This is a genomic window from Rhodophyticola sp. CCM32 (genome assembly GCF_004751985.1).
Classification (GTDB): domain Bacteria; phylum Pseudomonadota; class Alphaproteobacteria; order Rhodobacterales; family Rhodobacteraceae; genus Rhodophyticola.
On the sequence record NZ_CP038492.1, the window covers coordinates 1,882,375 to 1,903,953 of the forward strand.

Here is a 21,579-nt window from a genome sequence, read left to right on the forward strand (position 1 = left end):
CGCCATCACCTCACGTTGGCCTTACCATTCTTTGAGACCCTTCTCAGCCGGGTACTTCTCCGACCTGCGGTCTATAGCTCGTTCCGTCACGCAAAAGCGCAAAGATGGTTCTTGCCATGCGCCTCGCCAAGGCGATCGCAACGACCCTTGTCTCCTTTGTCGCCAGCTTTCGCGACAGCCAGTCGGTGCCCATGTGGCGACTTCTGCGCCGGACCATGATCTGCGCCATGGCCCCAAGGTAAAGCAGGCGCCGGATATAACGGTTGCCCATCTTCGAGATGCCACCGCTTCGGGGCTTCCCGCCGGTCGAGTGCTGCTTCGGCGTCAGGCCGAGCCAGGCAGCATAGTCCCGCGCCGAGCCGAAATTGCTGACATCCGGTGTCGTTGCGGCAATCGCGGTTGCGGTCAGCACGCCGACGCCTGGGATCGATGCCAGACGGCGGCTCACTTCGTTGTGCCGGTGAACCTCCTTGATCTCGTCGGTCAGCTGCTCGATTCGCGATTGCGTCTCTGCCAGTTGATCGAACAACACCCGGAGCGGAAGGCGCGCGGCCTCGGGCAAGGCGTCCAACTCCTCTGCCAGGCTCGCGACGCGCTTTGATCCCTTCGCCGTAACGATACCAAACTCAGCCATGTGAGCGCGGATCGCGTTGCCGGTTTGCGTGACCTGACCGACGAGAAAATCCCGCGCCCGGTGCAGGACAAGCGCCGCGGAGTCCGCCTCGCTCTTCACGGGAACAAACCGCATCGAAGGCCGGGTGACCGCTTCGCAGATTGCCTCCGCATCGGCCGCATCTGTCTTGTTCCGCTTGACGTAGGGCTTCACATAGGACGGCGGCATCAGTCGGACCGCGTGGCCCATCTCTTGTCGTTGTCGTCCCCAGTGATGGGATCCCGAACACGCCTCGATGCCGATCAGGCATGCTGGGCGCTCTTCGAAGAACGTGAGAAACTGACCTCTCCGCAGCTGACGCCGAACCACAACATTCCCGTCGCAATCAACGCCATGGATCTGTATGACATTCTTGGCGAGGTCGACGCCGACTGTGCTAACTTCATTCATGGATGGCTCCTCAAGTTGGGACAATGACACCCCATCATGGCGCATCGCGACGCCGGGAGCAGGAGCCATCCACACCATCAATTGAGATGGCGTTCTCGAAACTCAAAACCCTGATCCGAAGAGCCGCAGCCAGAACATACGACCAGTTATGGGCCGCCGTCGGAAAGGTCTGCGACCTCTTCTCAGAAGAAGAGTGCTACAACTACTTCAAGGCCGCAGGCTATGGGGCAGATTGACTGCGACACGCTCTAGATGTGAGCTTTCAGTAGGTTGTCCATTCGATCCGAACCGAGTTGGTTGGAGTTACCAAGCTTCACCACTTTTCGGAGGGATCGAATGAACTTACACAAGAATGCCAGACTGGCTCCTTTGGGTCGAGAGCGGCTTGTCAGGCTTATATCGGGTGGCATGAGCTTTTGTGAGGCTGGAGCGGCCTGCGGCTGTTCGGCCAAGACTGCTGCGAAGTGGTGGCGAAGGTTTGAACGGGAAGGTCACGAGGGTTTGCTTGACCGGACATCGCGCCCGCATTGTCTGCGCAACCCGACGCCTGACAATGTCGCCGAACAGATTGTTGCTCTGCGTCGGCAGCGCCTGACCGGGGCGCATATCGCTGCAAAGACCGGGGTGTCGCCTGCCACCGTCAGCCGTGTGCTGCGCCGGGCCGGTCTCAGCCGTCTGCGAGATCTGGAGCCCGCCGAACCCGTGCGGCGCTATGAACGCGAACATCCCGGCGAACTGATCCATCTGGATATCAAGCGTCTGGGCAAGTTCGAACGCACAGGCCACCGCATCACAGGCGACAGGACGGGACAGTCCAACAGCCGCGGGATTGGTTGGGAGTACGTCCATGTCTGCGTCGATGATGCGTCACGGCTGTCCTTCACCGATATCCATCCCGACGAGAAGGCGGTCAGCGCTATCGCCCATCTGAAGGCGGCCGTTGCCTGGTATGCGACCATGGGGGTGACGGTGGCGCGAGTAATGACGGACAATGGCTCCTGTTACAAATCCCATGCCTTCAAGGCGGCGTGCGCTGAACTTGGTATCAGGCATATCCGAACCAAACCCTACACGCCCAAAACCAACGGAAAAGCTGAACGCTTCATCCAGTCCGCACTGCGTGAGTGGGCATATGCCCGTGCCTATGAGACATCAGACGACCGCGCCGCAGACCTGCCCGTGTGGACACATCTTTACAATTGGCACCGACCGCACTCAGCGCTAAAATCGAAACCACCAATCAGCCGGTTAGGCTTGGACCCGAACAACCTGTTGAGGTTCCACATCTAGATGCCGCGAGCAGGATGAAATACGCGTGATCAGGCAGAAATGCCCAATAGTCCTTGCCATATGCCGAATTGCGGATGACGGGAAAAGGCCATTGGCTGATCCAGGGTCAGGCCCATGACCGTTTGGCATAGGGTGTTCTGTCCTATTCCTCGCCGAAAAGATTGCCCTGACCGGATTTGCCCGGACGGGCGGGTGCAGAGCGTTTGGGTGCCGGTTTGCGGCCTGTTCCATCCTTCCGACCGGCCCCGCCTCCCGGCAGAACACCCAGCCGGCCATCGGCAAATTCGATCTCCAGATGCGCCGCTTTGGCTGCGACGCTGTGGCTGGTGACCAGCGTATCGCCCTCGCGCACAACCGCATAGCCGCGCCTCAACGTCTCGGTATAGCCCAGGGTCTGGCGCAACCGTTCCAGCGCGTCCAGACGCTCCCGCCGGGTCTGAACCGATGCCGCAGAGACCCGGGTGAAGCTCTGGCTGACATCGTCAAACCGGGCGCGCGCCGCTACAATCCGATCGGCCAACCGCTCCGCCTGCAGGCGCCGCATCAGCCCGGCAAGCTCTGACTTTCTGCTGTGCAGCCCGGCCTCCAGCCGCCGGGGGACAAGACCGGCCCCCGCACGACCCGCCTCGACCCGTTTGATATTCAAACCCTTTTCAAGGGCAGGCCGCAACCGGCCCGCCATCCGGTCCGCCGCAAGCCGCCGGGTCTGTGTGGCGTTCCGCAAGGCCGGGCCAAGCTGAACCATGGCGCGGTCCAGCCGTTGCCGGGGCGTTTCCAGCAGCACCTCGATCCGGGGCAGCCCGCGCGCCAGATCGCCAAGCCGCTGTTTTCTGATCGACACGGCCTGCGCCACGCCGCGCGACAGGCGCCCACCCTGGGTTTCAACCCAGCCCAGCAGTTCCAGCCGCACCGGCACCGCCATCTCTGCCGCTGCTGTCGGTGTTGGCGCGCGTTTGTCGGCGGCAAAATCAATCAATGTCGTATCGGTTTCATGGCCCACCGCCGAGATCAGCGGGATCTCACTTTCCGCCGCCGCCCGGACCACGATTTCCTCATTGAACCCCCAAAGATCCTCCAGAGAGCCCCCGCCCCGCGCGACGATCACCAGATCAGGCCGGGGCAGCGCGCGCCCGGCGGACATCCCGTTGAACCCCCGGATCGCATTGGCAACCTCCGGCGCGCATCTGTCCCCCTGCACGGCCACGGGCCAGATCAGAACCTTGCGCGGGAACCGGTCGCGCAGCCGGTGCAGGATATCGCGGATCACCGCGCCGGAGGGGGAGGTTACAACCCCGATCACCTCGGGCAGATAGGGCAGCGCCTGTTTCCGGTCTTCGTCAAACAGCCCTTCCGCAGCCAGCGCCGCCCGGCGTTTTTCCAGCATCGCCATCAGGGCACCCACACCTGCGGGGCGGATATCCTCGATCACCAGCTGGTATTTTGACTGCCCGGGAAAGGTCGTGATCCGGCCGGTGGCGATCACCTCCATCCCCTCTTCGGGCTGATGGGCCAGCCGGGCGGAAACACCTTTCCAGATCACCCCGGCCAGAACACTGCGATCATCCTTCAGATCCAGATAGATATGGCCGGATCGGGGGCGTGACAACCGCCCGACCTCGCCCCGCACCCGCACATGGGAAAACGCGCCTTCCACCGTGCGTTTCACCGCCCCTGAGATCTCGGAGACCGAAAACTCCGGGGCGTTGCCTGTGGTCTCGTCCTCGTCGATCAGATCCGACATCGCCACCCCTTTGCCTGCCATGGCCCATTGCCTGTCTCGGCACATTGCTTGTCTTGGTCCGGGCCACAGCTTATAGCGGTTTGCGTTTGATCTGAATCGAAAATTGCTGCCTCTCCCCTTCGGGTCGAACGCGGTTTTCGATGGGGCTGTACCATATAAACGCAAACCGCTTTAGAACGCCGGGACTCAAAGGCCAAGGAGACACGCCCAATGAACATCCTGATCCTCGGCGGCGGCGGGCGTGAACATGCCCTGGCCTGGGCCGTATTGCAGAACCCGAAATGTGACCGGCTGATCGTGGCACCGGGCAATGCGGGCATCGCGCAGATCGCCCAATGCGCCGATCTGGATGTGGAAAACCCGGGTCTGGTGACCGAATTTGCCTGTGAGGAAGCGATTGATTTCGTGATTGTCGGGCCAGAGGCTCCGCTGGCCGCAGGGGTCGCCGATGCGCTGACCGATGCGGGTATTCTGACCTTCGGGCCAAGCCAGGCGGCGGCGCAGCTGGAAGCCTCGAAAGCCTTCACCAAAGAGATATGCGATGCCTGCGGTGCCCCCACCGCCGCCTGGGCTCGGTTCACCGAAGCCGCACCCGCAAAGGCCTATATCCGCAGACAGGGCACGCCTATTGTCGTCAAGGCAGACGGGCTGGCCGCGGGCAAAGGCGTGATCATCGCGATGGATGAGACAACCGCCTTCGCCGCAATTGACGACATGTTCGGTGGCAGCTTCGGCGGTGCCGGGGCCGAAGTGGTGATTGAAGAGTTCATGGAGGGCGAAGAAGCCTCGTTCTTCGTGCTTTCAGACGGGAAAACCGCGCTGCCCATGGGCACGGCCCAGGACCATAAGCGCGCCTATGACGGGGATGAGGGGCCCAATACCGGCGGCATGGGCGCCTATTCCCCCGCCCCGGTCCTGACCGATGCGGTCGCCGCCAAAGCCATGGCCGAGATCATCCAGCCCACAATTGACGAGATGGCCCGGCGCGGCACCCCCTATCGCGGTGTGCTTTATGCAGGCTTCATGATCCGGAACGGGCAGCCCCGGCTGGTTGAATATAATGTCCGCTTTGGCGACCCGGAATGTCAGGTTCTGATGATGCGGCTTGGCGCGCAGGCCCTTGACCTGATGCTGGCCTGTGCCGAGGACCGCCTGGACAAGATGCAGGTAAGTTGGGCCAATGACCACGCGATGACAGTGGTCATGGCGGCGAACGGCTACCCCGGAGACTACGAAAAAGGCAGTGTGATCAACGGGCTGGAGGATATCCCCGAGGACAGTTTCCAGATCGTCTTTCATGCGGGAACCACACGTGCCGAGGGGCAGTTCAGGGCCGCAGGCGGCCGGGTGCTGAACATCACCGCCCGGGGGGCCAGCCTGGCAGAGGCACGCGACAAAGCCTATGCGATGGCCGGTCAGATCGACTGGCCCGGCGGGTTTGCCCGGTCCGATATCGGCTGGCGCGCGCTTGGCAGATGATTATCCGCGACAAACCCACATTTGTGCAGCTTTTCTTCGCGCTTCAGGGCTCTGTCCTGCCGCGTATCGCGCCGCGCATCCTGATGCTGACCGGTCTTGCCGCCGGGCTGACCTGGGCCGACCGGGCGGCATTTCTGCCCCTTGCCCATCCAAGTGCGGCCCCTTTCGCCATATTCGGCGTCGCATTGTCGATGTTTCTGGGGTTCCGCAACAACGCCGCCTATGACCGCTGGTGGGAGGGGCGGAAACTCTGGGGGCAGTTGATTGCCGATCTGCGGGCGCTTGGGCGCGAGAGTGAGGTCTTTATCACCGCGCCGGAACGGCGCATCCGCATTCTGAAAGCTGCGCTGGCTTTCCTGCATCTGCATCGTGCCAATCTGCGCCATGTGCCGGATGACACCAAGGCGCGCGACCTGACCGGTGAGGATTTCAGCAGTGCCGCGCATCCGCCCTGCGCAGCGCTGGACAGGGTTGGGACTGAGCTGGCCGCGGCCCGAAACGCGGGGGAAACCGATGGGTTTGGCGCCAGGGCGCTGGCCGAAAGGCTGGGGTCAATCACCCTCGCACAGGCGGGATGTGAGCGGATTGCAACCACACCCCTGCCATATGTCTATTCCCTGCTGATCTTCCGAACCACCTATCTCTACTGCCTGCTTCTGCCGCTTGGTCTGGTGGATCAGGCCGGCTGGCTGACACCGGTTTTCGTGGCGGTGGTGGCCTATGTGTTTCTGGGACTGGCCGAGGTGACCGAGGAACTGTCAGAACCCTTTGGCACCAGCGTCAATGGCCTGCCGCTTGACGCCATGTGCCGTGTGGTCGAAATCAGCCTCGCGCCGCGCCTGGGGCAAGAGGTGCCCGCCGCCCTGCCGCCAGAGAACTATCACCTCAGCTAGGGTCTGTGGACATTCATCTTGAGTTGATGATCGCAGAGCATAGGCAGATCATTGCAGCATAGGATGCATCAGTCTTGTCCGAGCGCATAGCTATGCGTTTGAATTCTTTCAGTTTCTGGAAGTAGTTTTCGATCAAGTGGCGCCATTTGTACATTTCACTATCGATCGCCATTGGCTGCAATCGTTGCGGGCGCTGGGATATGACGATCTTTGCGCCTCGCGCGTTCATGTCGTCGATGATCCAATTGCTGTCGAAGGCTTTGTCGGCAAGCATCGCACCAAATTCTACACCTTTGATCAATGGCGCGACGCCAACCGTGTCGTAGCGGTTGGCTGGCATCAGGACGAAGCGCACCAGGTTGCCAAGCGCATCCACCAAAGCCAGAATTTTGGTCCCCTCTCACACATGCAAGCATGTGCTGCCGGGCAATGGTCCAGCCGCCCTTCGATTTACCTACAGCATGCTGCCTTAAACCTGAGACATCGCGCATCACAAATACCCTGAGAACGCGAAGCGTGGCAGGGTATTTGTGATTCAAGTTTAAGGCAGGGTGCTTTAGGTCGTGAACCGAGACGGAGAATTATCGGTGTCGTTGCCGTCGCATGCGTGAACGCTGTTGGGTGGGTAATCCCCCTAAAATTAGTGGTGTTCAAAAGTAGAATTTTCTCGGCAAGATATCTGAGGAGATTTACGATGAAGAATGGACGTTACAGCGACGCGCAGATCATGGCGATCCTGAAGCAAGCAGATGGCGGCGTGCCTGTTTCTGAACTGTGCCGCGAACATGGAATGAGCAGCGCAAGCTTCTACAAATGGCGCGCCAAGTTTGGCGGCATGGATGCGTCTTTGATGTCCGAGATGAAGGATATGGCGGAGGAGAACCGCCGTCTGAAGCGCATGTATGCTGAGATGAGCATGCAGAATGATCTGCTGAAGGAAGCCCTTGGAAAAAAGCGTTAAGGCCGTCTCTGCGACGAGAGGTGGCCGTGAATGCGGTCGCACGGCACGGTGTCAGCGTGGCGCTGGCTTGCCGCACGTTCCAAATCAGCGAGACGTGCTATCGATACAGCCCGGTTCTGAGCGACGAGAACGAAGAGATTGCTGATTGGCTTGAACGTCTGACGGCAAACAAGCGCAACTGGGGCTTTGGCCTGTGCTTTTTGTATCTGCGCAATGTGCAGGGCTATGGCTGGAACCACAAACGCGTCTACCGGATCTACTGCGAACTGGAGCTGAACTTGCGGATCAAGCCTAAGAAACGTTTGAAGCGGGACAAACCTGAACCGTTGGCCGTGCCTGACGTCCCAAACGACACTTGGTCGATGGATTTCATGGCGGATCAACTTGCTGATGGCAGGTCGATCAGAACATTGAACGTGCTGGATGACTTCAATCGCGAAGGCCTGTGCATTGAGGTCGACTTCTCACTGCCAGCGGAGCGCGTTGTGCGCAGCCTGAACCAGATCATTGAATGGCGCGGCCAGCCGCACGCAATTCGCGTCGATAATGGTCCAGAATATATCAGTGGCACGCTCATGACATGGGCCGAGAAACGCAACATCCGGCTTGAATACATCCAGCCAGGCAAACCACAGCAGAACGGCTACATAGAACGTTACAACCGCACTGTTCGTGGCGAGTGGCTCGGACAATACATCTTTGAAACGATTGAGGAGGCACAAGATAAGGCGACTGAATGGCTCTGGACTTACAACAACGAGCGACCCAACATGGGTATAGGCGGCATAACACCCGCCATGAAACTGAAAACAGCCGCGTGAATTCTACGGCTGGACCCCATTAAAAATGGGGGATTACCATGGAACCCGCTTCACCCGTGCATATGTGCAGTCCCCCGTATGTGGGCCAAGCCGGATGAGCGCGTATACTGGCCGCTATCCACGCTCGCACGGGTCCACGGCCAACGCCTTTCCTCTGCGTGTCGGGGAAATGACTCTTGGGGATCATTTGCGCCCGATGGGTCATGATACTGTGCTGATTGGCAAGACCCACATGCGCGCTGATGTCGAAGGCATGGAGCGTTTTGGCGTTTCGCCTGATACAATCATAGGCGCGCGCCTTTCGGAGTGTGGCTTTGATACGTTCGAGAGGGATGACGGGTTGCACTATGTTGCGACAGATCCCGCATATAACCAACATCTACACGATCAGGGGCATACGGGCGACAATCCGTGGTTAACCGCTGCAAACAGTGTGGCTCCTGAAACGGTGGATGAGACGGGCAACGGTTGGTTGCTCAAATATTCCGACCGCCCTGCCCTTGTGCCTGAGCCAGATAGCGAAACGCCTTATCTTACGCGCCGGTTTATTGATTTTCTGGATAGCCGCGCAGGTCAGGACGGGTGGTTGTGCCACCTGTCGTTCATAAAGCCGCATTGGCCCTACATCGCCCCTGCCTCCTATCACAACATGTATGGACCAGACAGTTGGGTTGCGCCCACGCGCGACAACGGCGAACGCGCCGACCCCCACCCTGTCTATGGCGCATTTATGAATCAGCGTGTGTCAAAGGCGTTTTCACGAGATGAAGTGCGCGAAACGGTGCTGCCTGCATACATGGGCCTGATCAAGCAGATCGATGATCAGATGGGCCTGTTGTTCGCGGAACTGAAGGCGCGCGGTCTTTGGGACAAGACGCTGATCGTGTTTACCTCTGATCACGGGGATTACCTTGGTGATCACTGGATGGGCGAAAAGGATCTGTTTCACGAACCTTCCGTCAAAGTGCCGTTGATCATACGCGATCCCCGCCCCAATGCCCTGCGCGGACAGATCAGTGATGCGTTGGTTGAGGCGATTGATCTTGCCCCTACATTCGTCGATGCGTTGGGAGGTGATCCAGCGTATCAGTGGTTCGAGGGCCGCTCGCTTTTGCCGTTGCTTGAAGGGTCAATGCCCGAGGATTGGCGCGATGTTGCATTCTCTGAATATGACTATTCGGTCATGGATGCCCGGCGCGAATTGGATCAGGAGATTTCCGATTGTCGCATCGTGATGGCCTGCGATGCCCGTTGGAAGCTGTTTTATTTCGAAGGGTTCCGACCTATGCTTTTCGATCTGGAAAATGATCCCGACGAATTGCACGATCTGGGAAACGATCCCGCCTATGCGGGCCAATGCGAGCATCTCACAAACGAAGTTTTCGCGTGGTATCGTCGTGGCCGTCAACGTGTGACTGTGACAGATGCACAAGTCTCGCAGGGGGGTGAAGCAGCTACTGTCGCACAAGGTGTGATTATCGGTTTCTGGGACGAGGACGAGCTGCGAGATTTCAAGGATCAAACTTGATCCTCACTCACCGCTCGACAAGGCCAGTTGTTCGTCCAGCCACCCGCGCCGCGTTGTCGGCTCGGATGCCAGTAATCGTTTGGTATAGTCCTGTTGCGGATCGGCAAAAACCGCCTCGGTGGTGCCCTGTTCTACGATCCGGCCTTGTTCCATGATGGCGACAGAATGCGTGAACCGTCGTGTGACACCAAGATTGTGGGTAATGAACAGGATGCTGATCTGACGCTTTTGCTGCAGTCGCCAAAGCAATTTTAGGATGCTGTCTTCGACCAAAGCATCAAGCGCCGATGTGACTTCATCGCAAATTAACACTTCCGGTTCGGCGGCAAGGCAGCGCGCGATGCACACGCGTTGCTTCTGTCCGCCCGAAAGCGCACCTGGCGAGCGATTCAATAAATCATGTGGCAATTCAACTTCATCCAGCAACGCGTGTAGGCGGGCATTCAAAGCCGCCCCCGAAAGCCCGTGGAATTTCTGCAAAGGTCGGGCCAGGGCCGTGCGGATTGTCTGGCGTGGGTTCAACGCAACGTCCGGCAGTTGGTGAGCAAACTGAATGCGGCGGCGCAACGAGTCTGATCGTCTGTCGATATTGCCGTCCAACTCTGCCCCATTCAGCAGGATTTGCCCTGCCCAGGGCGGTAGAAGACCGGCGATCGAACGTGCCACTGTTGTCTTGCCGCTACCGCTTTCGCCAACAAGGGCGACGATCTCACCCTCGCCGATAATTAGATTGACATCGCTCACTATCTTGACGGCGCCATACCCAAGATCAAGCGACCGGATTTCAATTATAGCGTTCTGACTTGGCGCAGCGCCGACAAAATCACCAACCTTACGGTGCGCGACAAGAGCCTTTGTATAGTCGGTTTCGGGCGCGTCGATGATTGCCCGCGTCTTGTTTTGTTCAACGGTCTTGCCGTTGCGCAGAACCAGAATGCGGCTACTGACCTGCGACACCACAGCCAAATCGTGGCTGACGTAAATCGCGGCACAACCCTGTTCGGCAATAACCTGACGGATCACGCGCAGGACTTCCATTTGTGTCGTAACATCCAGAGCGGTTGTCGGTTCATCAAACACGATAATTTCAGGATCGTTGAGCAATGCCATCGCAATCATCGCGCGCTGGAGCTGCCCCCCCGAGGCCTGATGCGGGTACTTGCGACAGAATGCGACTGGATCAGGCAACTGCAACCGATTAAACAGTGCCACCACCAGATCACGACGCTCAGTCTTGGCCATGCTCTTTTGCAAAGCGCGCAGTTCGGTCACCTGATCCTGCAACCTGTAAAACGGGTTGAACGCAGCAGCGGCGGATTGTGCGACGTAGGCAACCTTGGTTCTGCGCAGGCCGCGTAAATCGTCAGGGGGCATCGCCATCAGATCATGGCCCAAAAGCTCTACCCTGCCTGATGATACATGGCATCCGGGCCGCAGAAACCCGATAGCGGCGAGCCCAAGTGTTGACTTGCCAGCCCCGGATTCTCCGATCAAGCCAAGGATTTCTCCCTTTTCGAGGGTCAGGGAAATGTCTGACAGAAGTGCCTTTGATCCAGCTTTCAGGGTCAAGTTCTCGATCTTGAGAAAGCTCATTGTGCCAGCTCCGCGCGGATCGAATACTTGCGCACCAGCCAGTCCACGATGCCGTTGGTCGAAATAGCGATGGCCGCGATTGCAACGGCCGGAACCAAAGGCGCGCCGCGTCCGATTGAGATCGCCAGCGCATTTTCACGCACAAGCCCGCCCAGATCGGCATCTGGTGGCTGAATTCCCACGCCCAAAAAGCTGAGTGCACTGATAAAAAGGGCGGCAAAGGCAAAGCGCAGGCCGAATTCGGCGATCAATGTCGGCGCCAGATTGGGCAGGATTTCGCGGAAGATGTACCAAGGCATCTTTTCGCCACGAAGGCGCGCAACCTCGATGAAATCCATGGCCGCGATATCTCCCGCAGCGGCGCGCAGAATGCGGAAAAACAGAGTCGTTTCCAGCACGATCATTGTACAGACAAGCGTCGTCAGAGACACCCCGGCCACAGCCAGTACAATAAGAGCAAAGATGATTTGCGGTATCGCCATGACCGCATCGACAGAGCGCCCGATGATCGCGTCAACCCACCCTTTGCGGACAGCAGCCGTGATCGCCAGCGTCACCCCTAAAAAACACGCGACCATCGTTACAAAAGATGCAATGCCAATGGTGTAGCGCAGCCCGTAAGCAGTACGGCTGAGCAAGTCTCGCCCCAAGGCGTCGGCCCCCAGAAGATGATTGGTACTGGGTGGGGCGAAAGGTGCGCTGACCACATCGCTTGGGGAATAAGGCGCAACAAAAGGCGCAAAAACCGCAAGCAACACCAGCGTCAGCAACATCCCAGCTGAAAGGATGAAGGACAGCGGGTAGCGCGCCATCATGATTTTGGCTCCCGAAGACGGGGGTTAACGAGAACCGACAGGAAATCCGCCAGGAAGTTGAGGAAGATAAAGACGAATGAAAAGCACACACCGCAGGCCTGAACCAGAGGGAGATCACGGTAGGCTACGGCATCGACCATGAGCTTGCCCATGCCTGCGTAGCTGAACACAGCCTCAATCACGACAATCCCGACCATCAGATAGGCAATTGTGAGCATCGAGATTGACAGGATCGGCGACAGCGCATTCGGCAAAGCATGTTTCAGGATGATATAGCGCGGCGACAGGCCTTTGATCTCCGCCATGAGGATATAATCCGACGCCATCACACTCAGGATCGCGGTGCGGGTTAAACGCATGGTGTGGGCGATCGTGACGAACACAAGTGTCGCGACTGGCAGCGCCAGTACATATGCCCAATCGCCCAGTGACGCGCCTGATCTGATGACCGAAAGGCTGGGAAACCAACCCAGCCGGGTCGAAAATACGTTGATCAGGATGTAGCCTGTCAGGAAGGCAGGAATTGACACAAGCCACATTGAGACAAATGAAATAACACGATCCAAAAGACTTTCGCGCTTGAGCGCTGCAAGGATGCCCAAAGAAATCGCCAAGGGTAAGGCAATGATAGCGGCAGATAGCGCAAGGATCATCGAATGCGTCAACCTGGGTAGCAGCACTTCAGCCACGGGGCGATTGGACGAAAAAGAGATACCCATGTCGCCCTGCAACATCCCTGCCAGCCAATTCCAGTAGCGCAGCGGCAACGGATCGTTCAACCCAAGTTCGGCGCGCAATTCGGACAGGGCCTCAGGCGTGGCATTTTGCCCGAGGATCGATTGCGCAGCGTCTCCTGGCAAGAGCGCGGTTCCGATAAATACCAGAACCGAAACCAGTAGCAATGAAATCAACCCGCTTCCCCCGCGGGAGATTACAAACGAAAGAAGCGGGTGTCGCACATTCAAGTCAGGCTACTTGAACCAAACATTCTCGGCCGCGCGTATGCTTCCGATTGCAATCGTGCCGGGGACGTAGCCTGCCAACTGCGTAGAAATACCTTCCGGAGTGTTTGCAAAGGCCGGGATGATGACGCCACCGCGTTCTTGCAGGACGGCTTGGGCGTTCCCAATAGCAGTCAGGCGTTCTTCCGCATCACTGGATCCGCGTGCTGTCTGTAGCAGCGCATCAAACTCAGCATCGTTGAAGCCAGTGTCATTTGCCGGAGACCCACCGGAGTAAGCCAGCGTCATGATCAGGTCGATTGTTGGGCGTCCCCCCAAAGTGTTGAGTGGAAGGGGGTTTGGGCCCAGACATTGCCCCAGTAGCCGTCGGCCGGCTCACGCTGGACTTGGATATCGATGCCAGCCGCTGCTGCGTGTTCCTTGAACAAGGTCGCACCATCCACAGCCTCTGCCCCTGCAGCATCAGAGGTTTGCAGCACAATTGGGCCCGAATGACCCGACTGAGCATAGAGCGCCTGCGCACGATCCGGATCATAGACGGATTGCGGCACATCTGCCGAAAATTCTGCGGCGCTGGGCGGCACCGGGTTATCGTTGCCAAGGCGCGCGTGGCCACCATAGATACGCTGAATAAAATCTTCTCGGTCGATGGCCAGCTTCAATGCCTGGCGCAACGCCAGGTTATCGAAAGGTGCCCGGTCAACCATCATGTTAAAGCCTGAAAAGCCGGTGCCGGTCGAGAATTGTATGTCAACTGTTGGCAAGCTTTGCAGCAATGGGACGGCGCGCGCATCCAGATTTCCTGCGATATGCACCTGACCGGATTGGATTGCGTTGACCCGTGCAGAAACGTCATTGGCCGCAAGCAACGTCACGGTATCGACAAAGGCGCGATCGGTGCGGAAATATCCATCGAACCGCTCAGTTTCGAGGATTTCACCGGGCACAAAATTGGTGATGCGATAGGGGCCGGTGCCCACGCCGTCATACGCGGTCGTACCCTCGGGAACGATTGCAAGCGAATAGTTGGAAAGCGATGGCGCAAAGAAGTAGTTCGGTGCTTTGAGCGTAAAGATGACACGGTGGTCACCATCTGCCTCCAGCGTATCAATCGCTCCGATGATGGCGCGAGAGTTGGAACGACTGCCTTCGGCACCATGGGACATGATCGAATATATCACATCGGCAGAGGTTACGGGCTTGCCATTGTGAAAGGACGCTTCGGGGGCCAAATTGAAGGACCAAACGCGACCCTGCTCGCTTTCTTCCCAGCTCAACGCCAGTCCGGGCCGAAGTTCGGCATTTGTACCAGAGATTTCGACCAGCGTATTGAAAACCGTCCCGCTGACAACTGCCATGTATGGTGAATTGAACGTGCGCGGGTCTAGGCTGTTGCCAGTTGACGCGCCATTGATTGCAATAACCAGATCGCCGCCGCGGTTGGCGTCTTGCGCAATGGCACTGTGTGGGGCGAGGCCAAGCAAGGTCGCTGCCCCCGTGGTAGCCAGCATGCCACGTCGGGTCATTTTGTTGGAAAATGTCATAGCGTCTCCATTTGCTTCCGTTTTTCTGACATTGCTGTTGGATAGATATTTGCAGCGATCATGTTCATTATTGTACATAATGATTTGCAGGCGATCTTGCGTTTGTCAACAGTTTTGCCGTTTTCACGATGCCTGATCGGCCTTCTTGATCAAACCTAAGAGAAAACCCAGAAGACACGCGTCAGAAACGGCCAACATCGAACGCGCCAAGCGAAGCGGAAACGATTTCTTCTTTTGGATTGGCCGCCCATACCTTCGCGGTCATGCGGTCATGCGGTCATCGATGTACCTTTGCGCAATGCCGATGGCGTTATGCCAAATTTGGCGCGAAAGTGACGCGAGAAGGAAGATGTTGACCCAAACCCGCTTGCAAGGGCCACTTCCGCGAGGCCAAGCTCGGTCTGTTCACATAATTGATACGCAACATCGAGTTGGAGATCGCGGTAATATTTGCGCGGCGAGCATCCAAGGTGTTTGGAGAAGACGCGTTCAAGCTGTCTTTGCGATATGTTGTGGGTTCGGGCGATATGTCCAAGGGCCAGTGGCGCGTCGATGTTCTGGCTCATCTGCCGAACAACGGACCGAAGCATACTTGGAAGATGGCGCAGCCGGTTCTCCAATGCGCCGGGCTGAACGCTTGTTGCTTGACGTGGGAACGAGACAAGCGTGTGGTCGCAGAACAACTTTGCCGTTTGGGTGCCAAATTCGCTTGCAAGAAAATCGATCATAAAATCCAGCGTAGCCAGCTCGCCCGCACATGTCGCGACCTTGCCTGCCGAATTGAACAAGGTGTTCGTGACCTGTAGCGAAAGATTGCGCTCGGCAAAGGCAGCCTCGGATGCCCAATGCACAACACATTCCGCAGCTGGAATTGCATGTTCTTCAGCCATAACCCATGTGGCCGCTCCGATGCTCGCGATCCGTATCCCGTTGCGCTTGCTGGTGCGGATCAGGCGCCGCAGATCGTCGCGCAGCTCAATCGGGACATCCAGACCACAACATAAGAAAATCATACTTGGACGGTTCAGGGTCGACATGCGCGCCAAGAGAGCTGCGACATCGTAATTTCCAGACAGAGCAACACCGGCACGAGGATCGCAATCCTGCCGCTTCAGGTGAAGTGTTGAAACGGCAATTTTCGCACCTTCGCATTGTGACTTTAGGAACTCAAAAGGTTCGCAAAGACACCCGACGCTGATCAGTGATGCGCCTTCAACAAGCACAATGCAGTATTCCGCCCTGCGGTCATCCGGATCGACGTCATATGTCATTCCAGGTGATGTGCACAGGACAGCAGGCTTTGTAGCATCGCTTGGCCATGTGCGCGGCCAACATGAATGCGGAAGCTTTGCGGGTTCTTATAAGGGTACAAAAAGACCCCCATACCAAACAAAAGCCGCGCAACAGATCGCGATGGCACCGCGAGTGACACCTCCCCTCCCCGTTTCAATAGCTCAAAGGCATTAGGCCCCGAAATATCATACACGCTATAGGCATCTGTCGCATCCGATACCGCCTGCTCCAAATCGTCGTGCCAGCCGTCTTGGGGCACTTGATCGTGATCCACCAGAAGGACCCGATCACGCCGGATTGCAAGGGCATAGGGATCCTGTGATACCACATCGGGCCATCCCGAAGCGTCTTTGAACTGTTTTAATATGCGCGGCCCCGAAACGAGCGTTTGACGCTGGATGGGTGCCAGCGCAATCGTCACGCCGACCGCCGTCAGGGGCAAGGTGGCGTCGTCAATGAAATCCCATTTATGCCGATCATCACGCATTCAGCTTGCCTCCTTCGGGATCATAAAAGCAGGGCGCACAAACGACTGCTTCGACGCTTTTGCCAAGATGCCAGGCGCGGATGACCTCGCCGTGCCGTTCCGCGCCGCGCTCCAACAAACCCAAGGCGATGGGCCGGCCAAGCGTCGGGCTGTCATAGCTGGACGTGACAATCCCTATTGAGGCAGGTTGTTCACCGCCCGTCACCAAATGAGCTCCCGTCGCCAGAGGTTCGGCATTTTCTTGCACTTCAAGACCCACAAACTGGCGGCGGTTTGTATCGTTGGCCACATCCGTATGCAGCCCCCGATCCCCAACAAAAGCCGCGGTCTTCTTTTGGCGCGGTAGGTCAAATCCCAGATCGTGCGGCATGGTTTCACCGTCAGTGTCCTTGCCAATAATCAGGTATCCCTTTTCGGCGCGCAAAATTGACAGGGCTTCAACGCCCAATGGGCCAACACCAAGTGGCGCACCAGCCTGACTAATCGCCCGCCATAGATTTGCGACCGCAGAGGGTTTGGTCGATATCTCGAAACTTGTGTCACCCGTGAAACTGACCCTCGCAATACGCAATGGCGCGCCTGCGAATTCCGTTTCGCGGAACGTCATATGGCTGAATGCCTCCGCGGACAGGTCGATACCTAAGTTCAATGCCCCAACCACTGCGCGGGCTTGTGGTCCTGTGACCGTAACCGTGCTCCAATTCTGACTCATGTCATGGACGAATATTTTGTCGGGGTCATTGCCGTCTTGCCGCCAGGATTCCAACGCCATGCGCACCCCGTCAACATGCGAAGACGAACACGAGATAACGAAGCGGTTCAGCCCCAATCGGGCGACAACACCGTCATCATAAACCGTGCCTTTTTCGGTCAGCATAAAGCCGTACCGGATCGCTCCTGGTTTGAGTGTTTTGATAGTGTTGTAATATATGAAGTTCACGAAGGCTTCGGCGTCCGGCCCCATAACTTCAATCGAGCCCAGCGGTGACGCGTCCAAGATCCCGCCCGTTGTGCGCGCCATGACCACTTCGTCACGTATATGCTTGGCGGGGTCGCTCGATCCATACCAACCCGGACGCAGCCAGCCACCATATTCCCCAAGTGCTGCATCCGCGGCGCGATGGATTGGTTCCAGCTCTAAGCGTTTAAGCGGATGAAAAAGCTGCCCGCGGTGATGCCCATGATAAATCTCAAGCGGAATAGGTACAAAGGGCGGGCGGAAGGTGGTTGTGCCAACCTCTGGAATTGCGCGGCCCTGAATTGCCGCCATTGCCGCCAAACCGGCCATGTTCGATGTCTTGCCCTGATCAGACGCCATACCCAGCGTCGTGTACCGCTTTAGATGCTCAACCGAGACGTAATTCTCCCGCGCAGACAACTCGACATCCTTGAGCGTGACATCGTGTTGGAAATCGATCCATAGACGCCCCTTTCCGCCCGGTTCGGGCCAAAGCGGCGTGATCGCGTAGGTGTTTGTGACTGGGTCTGGCTTTCGCGCTAAACTGACGGCCCGTGCCTCCTCCAAAGCCGCGTTCAGATCAAATGTGCCATTGGCCGCGCCAACTGCGAACATTCCGTCCGGTGCCTTACTGGGGACGAAGGCCTGCTTGGCGTCGGACCAATCAAGTTTCCCCCAGCGTGTCGCCATAAATGAACAATTGGCGTCAACCCGCCTGAGACAAGCACACTGTCAACCGCGTGGAATTGCCCGGCCACCTCTACACCTTTCAACAGCTTCCGCCCCACGGCGCGCATCTCTCCCAATGTCGGGTCCAAAACCAGAACCCGCGCGCCTGCGGCCTCCAGTTGGCCAATAATGGGCTCCGCAAAGTTGTTGTTCGACAAGACCGCAATTTCGCGTCCGGCCAAGACGCCATAGCGGGCCAAAAATTCGCTCGCGCCGGTCAAAGACATCACGCCGGGGCGGTCATTATTGGCAAAGGTGATTGGCCGGTCCAACGCGCCCGTTGCCATAATCATTCGCCCTGCCCGCATGCGGATCAGGCGTGGTGCCGCGCCAAAGCCATTGTTCTGCACCAATCCGACCAATCTGTGATCAAACACACCAAAGGCGGTTGTCGATGCAAGGATGCGCCCCCCTGCAGTTTGGATCGCCGCGATTTGTGCCGCAACCCAATCCTTGGGCGCAGTTCCATCAATGCTGCCAGCCGCATACAGTCCACCACCCATCTCTGGGTGGTCATCAACCAGCACTGCGTTTTGTCCACTTTCAGCAGCCGCCCGCGCCGCGACCAGACCAGCAGCGCCGCCACCGATCACCAAAACATCGCAAGCCTCATGGACCTGATCGGAGGTGAAATTGTCCAACAACTCCGGGTTCAACGTGCCCAAACCCGCCATCTTGCGGATCATGGGTTCAAACAAGTGCCAGTCCGGCCACATGAAGGTTTTGTAATAGAATCCAGCACTCAGCCAGCGATGGAACAAATCCAATCCACCTTTGATGTCAAAAAGCGCCGAAGGAAACGCATTGACCGAACGCGCCGACATACCATCTGCCAAGGGCGTTGTTGTGGCGGGACAATTAGGCAATTCGCGATTGTTCAACGTGACATTGAAGATGGCATTCGGATCATCAAACCAAGCCCCCCAAACCCCACGAGGCCGGTGGTATTTAAAGCTTCGGCCGACGACACGCACACCATTGGCCAGCAAGGCAGAGGCAAGCGTATCCCCTTCAAATCCAGTATAGGATGTGCCGTCGAACGTGAAACCAAGCGCCCTGGAGCGGTCAATCAATCCAGCATTTGAAACGCGGTGTGAGGTCATGCGCTGGCTTCCTTTGTCCCGACATCGCGAAAGGATGTGGCACCTATGACAGCCATCGTGACCGAATGGCGCTCAAGCAGGAACACCTCTTGGCACGGCAAGTGCATCCAGATTTCGCGCACATGGCCGTGGTCATTGCGTTGCGTGTACAGATACTCCGACCAATCCTTTGCCGAAACTTCTGCCTCGGAACCGGCTGTGTCAGGCCGCACTTTTCCTGCCTCACCAGCAAAATGAAATTCACGCTCATCACGGTCGCCACAAAAGGGGCATGGGAAAAGTTGCATATCTTCGGTCCTTAATGCGCGATGCCGGATGCGGCACCTTCGTCGATGAGCCTGCCAGTGATAAATCTGTCCGGATCAAACGGGCGGCTGATGTCGTGGTGCGTGCCGGTGGCCAAAATATGTGCAAATAAGGTGCCACCAGCGGGGATCGCCTTGAACCCACCCGTGCCCCAACCGCAATTGACATAAAGCCCCTCCACACCGGACGGCCCAATGATCGGACTACTGTCAGGGGTTACATCTACAATGCCAGCCCAATGCCGCAGCAATTTCACCTTGGCCAAAGCTGGAGCCATTTCGACCAGACCGCCCAAAACGGCTTCTTGGATCGGCATATTCCCGCGCTGTCCGTAAGACGGGACCCTGTCCAGCCCACCGCCAATGACAAGCCCGCCTTTGTCGGATTGGCTGAAATAAGTGCCATAGGGCGGACAAAACGCCACCGTGTCGATCACCGGCTTCATCGGCTCAGAGACAAACGCCTGAAGCGCAAATGACGTGATCGGCAACGTGTATCCTGCCAGTTTTGCCAGAACAGACGAATGGCCTGCGACCGCTGCACCAACAGCGCCGCCGCGTATCTCGCCTTGGGTTGTCGCGACGCCAACACAACGCCCCCCTTCGGTGATCACATCCGTGACTTCGCAGTTTTGAATGATATCGACACCCAACGCATCCGCTGCACGCGCATACCCCCACGCAACGGCATCATGACGCCCCGTTCCGGCACGTCCCTGCCACACAGCACCGTGGATGGGAAAACGTGCATCGGGACTGAAGTTCAGGATCGGGGCCAGCTTCTTCACCTGATCCACATCAAGCAAGTCAGCGTCAGCCCCATTCAAACGCATCGCATTGACATTGCGGGCTGCCAATTCCATCTCGGGCTCGGAATGCGCCGTAACAACCATGCCGCGCTGAGAAAACATGACATTATAATTCAGCTCGCGCGAAAGCCCTTCGTACAGCTTTACAGACAGATCATATAACGCTGTGCTTTCGGGGTAGTAGTAGTTGGAACGGATCACTGTTGTGTTGCGTCCGGTGTTGCCGCCGCCAAGCCATCCTTTTTCGATCACCGCCACATTGGTCACGCCGTGGTTTTTGACGAGATAATAGGCTGTTGCCAACCCATGCCCGCCGCCGCCAATGATTATAACGTCATAGGTGGCACGCGGTTTGGGTGACCGCCAAGCCGGACCCCAGCCCTTCTGGCCTCGCAGTCCTTCGCGTAGTAAGTTGAATGCTGAGTAGGTCTTGGTCATTTCGATCCTGAATGGCAAATTTCAAGCCTACGTTAGTGGACAACATTTTAATGTACAATAATGTACTTAAAGGAAGGGCGAGATGGGGACCGAAAAAGAAGCACGGGTACGGGGCCCTGGCCGCACAACGCGTGAAGACTGGATGCAGATCGCGCTGGATACGCTCATTTCCGACGGCGTAGAGGCTGTTAAAGTCCTTGCTCTTGCAGAGAAACTGAAGTGCGCGCGGTCCTCCTTTTATTGGTACTTCAAGAATCGATCTGACTTATTGGACAGCCTTCTTGACCATTGGCAGTCAACCAATACCGACGCCCTCGTCCGCGCGGCCAACCAACCCGCTGACAGTATCAACTTTGCACTTGGCCATCTGTTTTCCTGCTGGGTGAACGACGGAAAATTTGACACACGCCTTGATTTTGCAGTGCGCGACTGGGCCAGACGGTCCGGCACTGTGCGCCGCGCTGTCGATATCTCGGATGCCTCGCGGATTGCGGCGGTGGCGAACATGTTCGAGCGGTTTGAATACCCGCGAAATGAAGCAGATGTGCGCGCGCGCATCGTCTACTTTACACAGATTGGGTATGACGCGTTGGATCAGCGTGAAAAGATCGAAGACCGAGCCGCCCGCAGCCGCGACTACCTGTTTTGCATGACCGGTCAAGAGCCATCTGAAGCGGAGATATGCGCACTCAAAGATCGCACTTTAGGGGACACCAGTCACAAAAAAAATGTGCGTGCTTGATTGGTAGATTGATGACCCGTGCAAA

20 protein-coding genes and 1 pseudogene are annotated in these 21,579 nt (G+C 57.5%); 7 read left to right on the forward strand and 14 right to left on the reverse strand.

From position 1 onward, the window contains the following. Nucleotides 1-43: 43 nt before the first annotated feature. The gene (locus tag E2K80_RS09185) at nucleotides 44-1,063 is read right to left on the reverse strand and encodes an IS110 family transposase (RefSeq protein WP_135373736.1); all 1,020 of its coding nucleotides are present in this window, start codon (nucleotides 1,061-1,063) and stop codon (nucleotides 44-46) included. Between the two features lie 65 nt (nucleotides 1,064-1,128). Between E2K80_RS09185 and E2K80_RS19565 the strand changes: the two are divergent. Continuing rightward, a pseudogene (locus tag E2K80_RS19565) lies at nucleotides 1,129-1,299 on the forward strand (IS630-like element ISSpo6 family transposase); the annotation flags it as partial. Nucleotides 1,300-1,399: 100 nt separating this feature from the next. After that, nucleotides 1,400-2,353, forward strand: coding sequence for an IS481 family transposase (locus E2K80_RS09190; RefSeq protein ID WP_135376544.1), 954 nt, complete (start codon nucleotides 1,400-1,402; stop codon nucleotides 2,351-2,353). Nucleotides 2,354-2,495: 142 nt separating this feature from the next. On the opposite strand, the gene xseA is transcribed toward E2K80_RS09190, so the two are convergent. Then, nucleotides 2,496-4,094: an exodeoxyribonuclease VII large subunit gene (gene xseA, locus E2K80_RS09195; protein ID WP_135376545.1), complete on the reverse strand. Its 1,599-nt coding sequence runs from the start codon at nucleotides 4,092-4,094 to the stop codon at nucleotides 2,496-2,498. Between the two features lie 210 nt (nucleotides 4,095-4,304). Here xseA and purD point away from each other — a divergent pair, with 210 nt between their 5' ends. Together purD and E2K80_RS09205 are read left to right on the forward strand one after the other, a co-directional pair. Beyond that, nucleotides 4,305-5,573 carry a phosphoribosylamine--glycine ligase gene (gene purD / locus E2K80_RS09200; RefSeq protein ID WP_135374744.1) on the forward strand — a complete coding sequence of 423 codons (1,269 nt, stop codon included), beginning with the start codon at nucleotides 4,305-4,307 and terminating at the stop codon, nucleotides 5,571-5,573. Next, nucleotides 5,570-6,466, forward strand: a complete 897-nt coding sequence (locus tag E2K80_RS09205) for a bestrophin family protein (protein ID WP_135374745.1) — start codon at nucleotides 5,570-5,572, stop codon at nucleotides 6,464-6,466. The genes purD and E2K80_RS09205 overlap by 4 nt, the downstream gene beginning before the upstream one ends. A 13-nt stretch (nucleotides 6,467-6,479) precedes the next feature. Here E2K80_RS09205 and E2K80_RS09210 read toward each other — a convergent pair whose 3' ends face one another. Then, a complete protein-coding gene (locus E2K80_RS09210; protein WP_135373732.1) occupies nucleotides 6,480-6,854 on the reverse strand; it encodes a transposase in 375 nt (124 codons plus the stop codon). 306 nt (nucleotides 6,855-7,160) lie between these two features. Between E2K80_RS09210 and E2K80_RS09215 the strand changes: the two genes are divergently transcribed. Next, a protein-coding gene (locus E2K80_RS09215) for an IS3 family transposase (protein WP_135374746.1) occupies nucleotides 7,161-8,248 on the forward strand; the annotation gives its coding sequence in 2 pieces (ribosomal slippage) (nucleotides 7,161-7,422 and nucleotides 7,422-8,248; 1,089 coding nt in all). Between the two features lie 25 nt (nucleotides 8,249-8,273). Then, nucleotides 8,274-9,776 carry a sulfatase-like hydrolase/transferase gene (locus E2K80_RS09220; RefSeq protein ID WP_135374747.1) on the forward strand — a complete coding sequence of 501 codons (1,503 nt, stop codon included), beginning with the start codon at nucleotides 8,274-8,276 and terminating at the stop codon, nucleotides 9,774-9,776. A 3-nt stretch (nucleotides 9,777-9,779) separates the two neighbouring features. Here the strand turns inward: E2K80_RS09220 and E2K80_RS09225 are convergent, their stop codons facing one another. From E2K80_RS09225 to E2K80_RS09270, 11 genes are all read right to left on the reverse strand, one after another. After that, the gene (locus E2K80_RS09225) at nucleotides 9,780-11,369 is read right to left on the reverse strand and encodes an ABC transporter ATP-binding protein (RefSeq protein WP_135374748.1); all 1,590 of its coding nucleotides are present in this window, start codon (nucleotides 11,367-11,369) and stop codon (nucleotides 9,780-9,782) included. Beyond that, nucleotides 11,366-12,184: an ABC transporter permease gene (locus E2K80_RS09230; RefSeq protein WP_135374749.1), complete on the reverse strand. Its 819-nt coding sequence runs from the start codon at nucleotides 12,182-12,184 to the stop codon at nucleotides 11,366-11,368. Before E2K80_RS09230 ends, E2K80_RS09225 begins: the two co-directional genes overlap by 4 nt. Then, a complete protein-coding gene (locus E2K80_RS09235; RefSeq protein WP_443216553.1) occupies nucleotides 12,181-13,143 on the reverse strand; it encodes an ABC transporter permease in 963 nt (320 codons plus the stop codon). Before E2K80_RS09235 ends, E2K80_RS09230 begins: the two co-directional genes overlap by 4 nt. A gap of 12 nt (nucleotides 13,144-13,155) precedes the next feature. Further along, nucleotides 13,156-13,434, reverse strand: a complete 279-nt coding sequence (locus tag E2K80_RS09240; protein WP_135374750.1) for a hypothetical protein — start codon at nucleotides 13,432-13,434, stop codon at nucleotides 13,156-13,158. 2 nt (nucleotides 13,435-13,436) lie between these two features. Next, the gene (locus E2K80_RS09245; protein WP_135374751.1) at nucleotides 13,437-14,768 is read right to left on the reverse strand and encodes an ABC transporter substrate-binding protein; all 1,332 of its coding nucleotides are present in this window, start codon (nucleotides 14,766-14,768) and stop codon (nucleotides 13,437-13,439) included. 191 nt (nucleotides 14,769-14,959) lie between these two features. Next, nucleotides 14,960-15,961 (reverse strand): GlxA family transcriptional regulator, encoded by a 1,002-nt coding sequence (locus E2K80_RS09250; RefSeq protein ID WP_135374752.1) that lies wholly within the window; start codon nucleotides 15,959-15,961, stop codon nucleotides 14,960-14,962. Continuing rightward, a complete protein-coding gene (locus E2K80_RS09255) occupies nucleotides 15,958-16,470 on the reverse strand; it encodes a hypothetical protein (protein ID WP_135374753.1) in 513 nt (170 codons plus the stop codon). The genes E2K80_RS09250 and E2K80_RS09255 overlap by 4 nt, the downstream gene beginning before the upstream one ends. Next, the gene (locus tag E2K80_RS19285; RefSeq protein WP_210405451.1) at nucleotides 16,463-18,118 is read right to left on the reverse strand and encodes a glycine cleavage T C-terminal barrel domain-containing protein; all 1,656 of its coding nucleotides are present in this window, start codon (nucleotides 18,116-18,118) and stop codon (nucleotides 16,463-16,465) included. The genes E2K80_RS09255 and E2K80_RS19285 overlap by 8 nt, the downstream gene beginning before the upstream one ends. Beyond that, the gene (locus tag E2K80_RS19290) at nucleotides 18,004-19,260 is read right to left on the reverse strand and encodes a 2Fe-2S iron-sulfur cluster-binding protein (RefSeq protein WP_210405452.1); all 1,257 of its coding nucleotides are present in this window, start codon (nucleotides 19,258-19,260) and stop codon (nucleotides 18,004-18,006) included. Before E2K80_RS19290 ends, E2K80_RS19285 begins: the two co-directional genes overlap by 115 nt. Continuing rightward, nucleotides 19,257-19,547, reverse strand: a complete 291-nt coding sequence (locus E2K80_RS09265) for a sarcosine oxidase subunit delta (protein ID WP_135374754.1) — start codon at nucleotides 19,545-19,547, stop codon at nucleotides 19,257-19,259. The genes E2K80_RS19290 and E2K80_RS09265 overlap by 4 nt, the downstream gene beginning before the upstream one ends. Nucleotides 19,548-19,558: 11 nt before the next feature. After that, complete coding sequence (locus tag E2K80_RS09270) at nucleotides 19,559-20,812, reverse strand: sarcosine oxidase subunit beta family protein (RefSeq protein ID WP_135374755.1); 1,254 nt, start codon at nucleotides 20,810-20,812, stop codon at nucleotides 19,559-19,561. Nucleotides 20,813-20,894: 82 nt separating this feature from the next. On the opposite strand from E2K80_RS09270, the gene E2K80_RS09275 reads away from it, so the two are divergent. After that, on the forward strand, nucleotides 20,895-21,554 hold the full coding sequence (locus E2K80_RS09275) for a TetR/AcrR family transcriptional regulator (RefSeq protein WP_135374756.1): 660 nt from the start codon (nucleotides 20,895-20,897) through the stop codon (nucleotides 21,552-21,554). Nucleotides 21,555-21,579: the final 25 nt, after the last annotated feature.

What these genes read in the sequence shown, in the direction of transcription:
- E2K80_RS09185 (WP_135373736.1), bottom strand. Translation starts at nt 1,063, where the DNA reads ATGAATGAAGTTAGCACAGTCGGCGTCGACCTCGCCAAGAATGTCATA.
- E2K80_RS09190 (WP_135376544.1), top strand. Translation starts at nt 1,400, where the DNA reads ATGAACTTACACAAGAATGCCAGACTGGCTCCTTTGGGTCGAGAGCGG.
- xseA (WP_135376545.1), bottom strand. Translation starts at nt 4,094, where the DNA reads ATGTCGGATCTGATCGACGAGGACGAGACCACAGGCAACGCCCCGGAG.
- purD (WP_135374744.1), top strand. Translation starts at nt 4,305, where the DNA reads ATGAACATCCTGATCCTCGGCGGCGGCGGGCGTGAACATGCCCTGGCC.
- E2K80_RS09205 (WP_135374745.1), top strand. Translation starts at nt 5,570, where the DNA reads ATGATTATCCGCGACAAACCCACATTTGTGCAGCTTTTCTTCGCGCTT.
- E2K80_RS09220 (WP_135374747.1), top strand. Translation starts at nt 8,274, where the DNA reads ATGGGGGATTACCATGGAACCCGCTTCACCCGTGCATATGTGCAGTCC.
- E2K80_RS09225 (WP_135374748.1), bottom strand. Translation starts at nt 11,369, where the DNA reads ATGAGCTTTCTCAAGATCGAGAACTTGACCCTGAAAGCTGGATCAAAG.
- E2K80_RS09230 (WP_135374749.1), bottom strand. Translation starts at nt 12,184, where the DNA reads ATGATGGCGCGCTACCCGCTGTCCTTCATCCTTTCAGCTGGGATGTTG.
- E2K80_RS09240 (WP_135374750.1), bottom strand. Translation starts at nt 13,434, where the DNA reads ATGACGCTGGCTTACTCCGGTGGGTCTCCGGCAAATGACACTGGCTTC.
- E2K80_RS09245 (WP_135374751.1), bottom strand. Translation starts at nt 14,768, where the DNA reads ATGTACAATAATGAACATGATCGCTGCAAATATCTATCCAACAGCAAT.
- E2K80_RS09250 (WP_135374752.1), bottom strand. Translation starts at nt 15,961, where the DNA reads ATGACATATGACGTCGATCCGGATGACCGCAGGGCGGAATACTGCATT.
- E2K80_RS09255 (WP_135374753.1), bottom strand. Translation starts at nt 16,470, where the DNA reads ATGCGTGATGATCGGCATAAATGGGATTTCATTGACGACGCCACCTTG.
- E2K80_RS19285 (WP_210405451.1), bottom strand. Translation starts at nt 18,118, where the DNA reads ATGGCGACACGCTGGGGGAAACTTGATTGGTCCGACGCCAAGCAGGCC.
- E2K80_RS19290 (WP_210405452.1), bottom strand. Translation starts at nt 19,260, where the DNA reads ATGACCTCACACCGCGTTTCAAATGCTGGATTGATTGACCGCTCCAGG.
- E2K80_RS09265 (WP_135374754.1), bottom strand. Translation starts at nt 19,547, where the DNA reads ATGCAACTTTTCCCATGCCCCTTTTGTGGCGACCGTGATGAGCGTGAA.
- E2K80_RS09270 (WP_135374755.1), bottom strand. Translation starts at nt 20,812, where the DNA reads ATGACCAAGACCTACTCAGCATTCAACTTACTACGCGAAGGACTGCGA.
- E2K80_RS09275 (WP_135374756.1), top strand. Translation starts at nt 20,895, where the DNA reads ATGGGGACCGAAAAAGAAGCACGGGTACGGGGCCCTGGCCGCACAACG.